Source organism: Castellaniella sp. (genome assembly GCF_049650445.1).
Classification (GTDB): Bacteria; Pseudomonadota; Gammaproteobacteria; order Burkholderiales; family Burkholderiaceae_B; genus Castellaniella.
In genome coordinates, this window is the sequence record NZ_JBASAD010000015.1 from 56,775 (window position 1) to 63,102 (window position 6,328).

Below are 6,328 nucleotides of genomic sequence, written 5' to 3' on the forward strand. Positions count from 1 at the left end.
CCTGACATGCACGTCCCCGTCTCCCTGGTCCACGACACCTTTTCCGATCTCCAGGACCGCATCGTCCGGTCCCTGGAAGACCTCGAAGGCGCCGCCTTCGGCCGCGATCCCTGGGCGCGCCCCGAGGGTGGCGGCGGTCTGGCCCGGTATTGTGAAAACGGCGCGGTCTTCGAACGCGCCGGCGTGCTGTTCAGCCACGTGCGCGGCGACACCCTGCCCCCCTCGGCCAGCGCCCACCGGCCCGAACTGGCCGGGCGCGGCTGGGAAGCCATGGGCGTATCCATGGTGCTGCACCCGCGCAATCCCCACGTGCCGACCACACACATGAACGTGCGCCTGTTCGTCGCCCACGGCAAGGGCGGCGACACCGACGTCTTCTGGTTCGGCGGCGGCCTGGACCTGACCCCCTACTACCCGGTCGAATCTGACGCGCGCCATTTTCACCAGGTGTGCCACGATGCGGTCGCGCCCTTCGGCGACGACAAGTATCCCCGCTACAAGGCCTGGTGCGACGACTATTTCCTGCTGCGCCACAGGGGCGAAACCCGCGGCGTGGGCGGCCTGTTCTTCGACGACCTGAACACCCCGGACTTCGATACCTGCTTCGCCCTGACCCAGGCGGTGGGCAACTGCTTCATCCCGGCTTACGCACCCATCGTCCAGGCCCGGCGCGACACGCCCTATGGCGAACGCGAACGCGCCTTCCAGGCCTACCGGCGCGGGCGCTACGTCGAATTCAATCTGGTCTACGACCGGGGTACGCTGTTCGGCCTGCAATCGGGCGGGCGCACCGAATCCATTCTGCTGTCCATGCCGCCCGTTGCCCAATGGCGCTACGACTGGACACCCGAACCCGGGTCGCCGGAATCGGCCCTGGCCGACTATCTGCGGCCACGCGCATGGCTGTGACGCCTCAGGTCGGCCTGCTGGGCGGAAGCTTCGATCCGGTCCACCGGGCCCACATCGCCCTGGCGCAAGCCGCCCGGGATGCCCTGGGGCTGGAGCACGTGGAACTGCTGCCGGCCGCGCGCCCCTGGCAGCGCGGCCGCCTGGGCGCTACATCGGAACACCGGCTGCGCATGCTGGAACTGGCCTGCGCCGACGACCCCGGCCTGCGCGTCAACCCGATCGAACTGCACCGCGCCGGCGTGACCTACACCATCGACACCCTCGCGGCCCTGCCCGCCACAGCCCGCTACACCTGGATTCTGGGCTCGGACCAACTGGCCAATTTCTGCACCTGGCACCGTTGGCGCGAACTGCTGCAACACGTCCGGCTGGCCGTGGCCGAACGTCCCGGCACACCCGTCGCGCCCTCGCCCGAACTGGCGCAGGCGCTGCCGCCCGACGGGCTAGTCCGGATTCCCTTCACCCCACAGCCGATTTCCGCCACCGCGATCCGGCGGGACCTGGCGGCCGGCCGGCCCGTCGACGCGATGCTGCCCCCCCGCGTACTGGACTACATCCACGCCCATCGGCTCTACCTGGACCCCAACACATGAACCTGCAAAAACAGCAACGCCTCGTCATTGACGCTCTGGAAGACGCCAAGGCCCAGGACATCAAGGTCTTCAACACCACGGGCCTGACCGGCCTGTTCGACCGCGTCATCATCGCCAGCGGCACCTCCAACCGCCAGACGCGCTCCATCGCCAGCCACGTGGCCGATCAGGCCAAGAAACACGGTCTGGAGATCGTTGCCTTCGAGGGAGAAGACACCGGCGAATGGCTGCTGGTCGACCTGGGCGACATCGTGGTGCACTGCATGCAGCCGGCCATCCGCACCTATTACAACCTGGAAGAAATCTGGGGCGCCAAACCGGTGCGCGTCCGGCTGCTGTCCACCGGCCCGGCCCAGGCCAGCGAGCCGATGGACTTCGACGAAGACTGAGCCCCGGTCTCCGCGATGAAACTCCTGGTCTACGCCGTCGGCACCCGCATGCCGACCTGGGTCCAGACCGCCTGGCAGGACTTCGCCAAGCGCATGCCCCGCGACTGCGCCCTGGAACTGCACGAAATCCGTCCCGAGCCCCGCACCAGCGGCAAGACCGCCCAACAACTGATGCTGGCCGAGGCCCAGCGCATCGAAGCCGCCCTGCCCGCCCACGCCTGGCGCGTCATCCTGGACGAACACGGTCGCGACCTGACGACGCGGGATCTGGCCGGACACCTGGAAACCTGGCGCTCCGGCGGCAGTGACGTCGCCCTCATCGTGGGCGGCCCCGACGGGCTGGACCCGACGCTGAAACAGACCGCCCGCCAGACCCTGCGCCTGTCCTCGCTGACGCTGCCGCATCCCATGGTCCGGATTCTGCTGGCCGAGCAGCTCTACCGCGCCTGGACCATCCTGACGGGCCACCCCTACCATCGCGACTGAAACACGCCGGCGCGGCGCGGGATACGGCACATGACATGCGGCTGGGGTATGCTTGGAATCCCTTGAACAGCCTCCCGCAGACCATGACCGCCCGCCGCCGCACCAAGATCATCGCCACGCTGGGACCCGCGACCTCCAGCCCCGAACGCATCGAAGCCCTGATCCTGGCCGGCCTGGACGTGGCCCGGCTGAATTTTTCCCACGGTCAACCCGAGGACCACCGTGAGCGGGTCCGCCTGGTGCGCGAGATCGCTGCCCGGCACGACCGCCACATCGCCTTGATGGGCGATCTTCAGGGGCCGAAGATCCGCATCGGCCGCTTCGCCGACGGCCCCGTGGCGCTGCACCCGGGCGACGCCTTCACCCTGTCCATCGAGCATCCGCTGGACGCCGGCACCGCCGCGATCGTGGGCATCGAATATCCGCCGCTGGTCCAGGACTGCATCCCGGACGACGAACTGCTGCTGGACGACGGCCGGGTGATTCTGCGCGTCGTGTCCGTGGACGCGGTCTCCGTCCACACCCGGGTCGAAGTCGGCGGCCCCCTGTCCAACAACAAGGGCATCAACCGGCGCGGTGGCGGCATCTCGGCTCCCAGCCTGACCGACAAGGACCGCCAGGACATCCTGCTGGCCGCAGAGCTTGAACTCGACTACGTGGCCGTGTCCTTCCCCCGCGAGGGTGCCGACATCGAACAGGCGCGCCGGCTGGTGCGCGAGGCTGGCAGCCCCGCCTGGATCATCGCCAAGATCGAGCGAGCCGAGGCCGTGGCCGACGACGCGGCGCTGGACGATCTGATCCGCGCCAGCGACGGCGTGATGGTGGCCCGGGGCGACCTGGGCGTGGAAATCGGCGACGCCCGGCTGGTCGGCATCCAGAAGCGCATCATCCAGCACGCCCGCACACTGAACAAGCTGGTGATCACCGCGACCCAGATGATGGAGTCCATGATCGCCAGCCCGATCCCGACCCGCGCCGAGGTCTCCGACGTCGCCAACGCAGTACTCGACTACACCGACGCGGTCATGCTGTCGGCCGAATCCGCCTCGGGGGACTACCCCGTCGAAGCCGTCCAGGCCATGGCGCGGATCTGCCTGGGCGCGGAACAGGAACCCATCAGCATCCGCTCGGGCCACCGCCTGGGCGAGACCTTCTCGCGCTGCGACGAAACCATCGCCCTGGCCAGCATGTACGCCGCCAATCACTTCCCCGGCATCAAGGCCATCATCAGCCTGACCGAAAGCGGCCATACCCCGCTCATCATGTCGCGCATCCGCTCCGGCGTGCCCATCTACTGCTATACCCGGCACCCCGCCACCCAACGCCGCGCCGCCCTGTTCCGCGGCGTCTACACCGTGCCCTTCGACGCAGCCGCGCTGCCGCCCGCGGAGGTCAGCGACGCCGCCATCGACATTCTGCGCCAGCGGGGGCTGCTGCAGGCCGGCGACTGGATCATCCTGACCAAGGGTGACTTCTACAGCGACAGCGGCGGCACCAACGGCCTGAAAATCCTGCGGGTGAGCTGAGATGCCGCCCTTCATTCTGCTGGCCTCGGCCAGCCCCCGCCGCCACGAGATCCTGGACCAGTTGGGCATCCCCCACGGCATCCTGCGCGTACCCGCGCCGGAGGGCGAGGACGAGCCCCGCCTGCCGGGCGAGCCGGCCGCCGACTACGTCCGCCGGACCGCACGGGACAAGGCCGAACGCGCAGCCGCCTGGCTGGCGGCAGATGGCCGGCCTGAACCGCTGCCCGTCGACTGGCCCGCCGCATGGCGGAATGCCCCCATCCTGTGCGCCGACACCACGGTGATCCTGGGCGGCGACGTGCTGGGCAAACCGCACGATGCGGCCGACGCCGCCGACATGCTGCGCCGCCTGTCCGGCCGCGACCATGAGGTCCACACCGCAGTGGTCCTGACACACCAAGGCGCGTTCCACGAAGCTGTCAGCATCAGCACCGTGCGCTTCCAGCCGCTCACCCAGGCCGACATTGCCACCTACGTCGACAGCGGCGAGCCCTTCGGCAAAGCGGGCAGCTACGCCATCCAGGGCCGCGCAGCGGCCTTTATCGCCCATCTGGCAGGCAGCCACAGCGGCGTCATGGGCCTGCCTGCACACGAAACCAGCCGGCTCCTGGCAAGGCTACGTCCAGATTGAAGGATCAAGGTTAACCCTCGGTTGACCTCATAAAGTCTTGACCCCTCTCCTTCGTGCACCTAGCATGCACTGACGCCTGGCTGAACATCGCAGGCGCGCGGTGGTGGCCATGGCTGCATCGCATGACCATCATGGCACATCCTCTCACCCCTCAAGAGGTCTTGCATATGGTCGATAAAACCGTCAATCCAGCCTCACCCTCCCCCGAGGTCGCCAACGAAATCCGCAGCCGGAACCTGCCCCCCGCCACGTACCGCGATCTGCCCGAACCCCTCCCCCTGAAAAAAGTCATCGGCCCCAGCGTCCTGCTGCTGGCCGGCTCGATCGGATCGGGCGAATTCGTGCTGTGGCCCTATATTTCCACCCAGACGGGCCTGGCGCTGGTCTGGCTGGCCACCATCGGCATCCTGACCCAGTATTTCCTGAACATGGAAATCACGCGCTACACGCTGGCCACCGGGGAAACGGCGGTCACGGGTTTCACACGACTGTGGAAACCCTGGAGCTGGCTGTTCATCATCATGGCCGTCATCCCCTGGATGTGGCCCGGCTGGGCCACCGGCAGTTCCACGGCGCTGACCTATGCCTTCGGCCTCTCGGCGGGTTCCGTGATCCCCATCACCATCGCCTCGCTGGTGCTGATCGGGATCATCCTGACCATCTCGCCCGTGGTGTATCAGACGGTCGAAAAGATCCAGATCTTCCTCGTCGCCCTGATCGTCCTGTTCATGATCTACATCATCGTGGGACTGCTCAACGGCCAGACCTGGGGCGCCCTGGTCGAAGGATTCACGACCGAGATCCCGAAGATCCCCGAATCCATCGGCAAGCTGCCCATCGCCTTGCTGCTGGGGGCCATCGCCTTCGCCGGAGCCGGCGGGGTCATGAACCTGGCCCAATCCAACTGGGTGCGCGACAAAGGTCTGGGCATGGGCGCGCACCTGCCGAAGATCGTCTCGCCCATCACCGGCCAGGAAACCACCCAGGCCTCGATCGGCTATTTCTTCCGCCAGGACGAGCCCAATATGCGGCGCTGGAACGGTTGGTGGAAAGTGGCCGACCGTGAACAGTTCATCACGTTCTTCGTCCTGGGCCTGTTCGCCATCCTGCTGTTCATGATGCTGGCTTATCTCTACGTCGGCGTCGGCAGTACCGCGCAGAATTTCGATTTCGTGCGGTTGCTGGGCGAAAACCTGAACGAGAAGGTCGGCACCTGGGCCGGACCGGCTTTCTGGCTTACCGGCGTGGTGGTCCTGCTGTCGACCAACCTGACCGTACTGGACATGATCGGCCGGATCGTGGCGGACATCGCCAAGACCAACTGGCTGCGCGACAGCCAGACCTGGACGGAAAGCCGGCTGTATTTCCTGGTGGTCTGGCTGATGGTGGCCTTCGGCTCCATCATTCTGCTCTCGGGTGTCAGCCAGCCGCTGCTGCTTCTGGTGATCGCCTCGGCGCTGAACGGCCTGGTGATGTTCGTGTATTCGGTGCTGCTGATTCAACTGAACCGCTGCATGCTGCCCCGTGCGATCGGCCTGAGCGGCGTTCGTTATATCGCCGTCCTGTGGGCGGTGCTGTTTTACGGCGGCTTCTCGGTCTACCTGCTGATCAATCAGTTCGGGAAGCTTTTCTGATCTAGAAAGCTTTCTGAGCTAAACAGCTTTTCCAAAAAGACAAAGCCCCTGCAGAGAGACTCTGCAGGGGCTTTGCGGAATAAAAGCCTGACGATGACCTACTTTCACAGGTGTCCACCCACTATCATCGGCGCGAAGGCGTTTCACTGTCCTGTTCGGG

The 6,328-nt window shown here is 66.5% G+C and carries 7 protein-coding genes; all 7 read left to right on the forward strand.

Annotation, left to right across the window (positions count from 1 at the left end; translation table 11 throughout):
• Nucleotides 1–6: 6 nt before the first annotated feature.
• The 7 genes from hemF (at nt 7) to WA983_RS04405 (ending at nt 6,168) form a co-directional block, all read left to right on the forward strand.
• The gene (gene hemF / locus WA983_RS04375) at nt 7–909 is read left to right on the forward strand and encodes an oxygen-dependent coproporphyrinogen oxidase (RefSeq protein ID WP_424252199.1); all 903 of its coding nucleotides are present in this window, start codon (nt 7–9) and stop codon (nt 907–909) included.
• On the forward strand, nt 900–1,502 hold the full coding sequence (nadD, locus tag WA983_RS04380) for a nicotinate (nicotinamide) nucleotide adenylyltransferase (protein WP_424311642.1): 603 nt from the start codon (nt 900–902) through the stop codon (nt 1,500–1,502). The genes hemF and nadD overlap by 10 nt, the downstream gene beginning before the upstream one ends.
• Nucleotides 1,499–1,891: a ribosome silencing factor gene (rsfS, locus tag WA983_RS04385; RefSeq protein ID WP_424248783.1), complete on the forward strand. Its 393-nt coding sequence runs from the start codon at nt 1,499–1,501 to the stop codon at nt 1,889–1,891. Before nadD ends, rsfS begins: the two co-directional genes overlap by 4 nt.
• Before the next feature lie 15 nt (nt 1,892–1,906).
• On the forward strand, nt 1,907–2,377 hold the full coding sequence (gene rlmH, locus WA983_RS04390; protein WP_424248785.1) for a 23S rRNA (pseudouridine(1915)-N(3))-methyltransferase RlmH: 471 nt from the start codon (nt 1,907–1,909) through the stop codon (nt 2,375–2,377).
• Between the two features lie 83 nt (nt 2,378–2,460).
• A complete protein-coding gene (gene pyk, locus WA983_RS04395; RefSeq protein ID WP_424248790.1) occupies nt 2,461–3,903 on the forward strand; it encodes a pyruvate kinase in 1,443 nt (480 codons plus the stop codon).
• A 1-nt stretch (nt 3,904) separates the two neighbouring features.
• A complete protein-coding gene (locus WA983_RS04400) occupies nt 3,905–4,534 on the forward strand; it encodes a Maf family protein (protein WP_424248787.1) in 630 nt (209 codons plus the stop codon).
• Nucleotides 4,535–4,665: 131 nt separating this feature from the next.
• The gene (locus WA983_RS04405; protein ID WP_424248788.1) at nt 4,666–6,168 is read left to right on the forward strand and encodes an Nramp family divalent metal transporter; all 1,503 of its coding nucleotides are present in this window, start codon (nt 4,666–4,668) and stop codon (nt 6,166–6,168) included.
• Nucleotides 6,169–6,328: the final 160 nt, after the last annotated feature.

Bases quoted from the DNA above. Each gene is read 5' to 3' on its own strand.
- WA983_RS04405 (WP_424248788.1), top strand. From the start codon at position 4,666: ATGGCACATCCTCTCACCCCTCAAGAGGTCTTGCATATGGTCGATAAA.
- rsfS (WP_424248783.1), top strand. From the start codon at position 1,499: ATGAACCTGCAAAAACAGCAACGCCTCGTCATTGACGCTCTGGAAGAC.
- pyk (WP_424248790.1), top strand. From the start codon at position 2,461: ATGACCGCCCGCCGCCGCACCAAGATCATCGCCACGCTGGGACCCGCG.
- hemF (WP_424252199.1), top strand. From the start codon at position 7: ATGCACGTCCCCGTCTCCCTGGTCCACGACACCTTTTCCGATCTCCAG.
- nadD (WP_424311642.1), top strand. From the start codon at position 900: ATGGCTGTGACGCCTCAGGTCGGCCTGCTGGGCGGAAGCTTCGATCCG.
- rlmH (WP_424248785.1), top strand. From the start codon at position 1,907: ATGAAACTCCTGGTCTACGCCGTCGGCACCCGCATGCCGACCTGGGTC.
- WA983_RS04400 (WP_424248787.1), top strand. From the start codon at position 3,905: ATGCCGCCCTTCATTCTGCTGGCCTCGGCCAGCCCCCGCCGCCACGAG.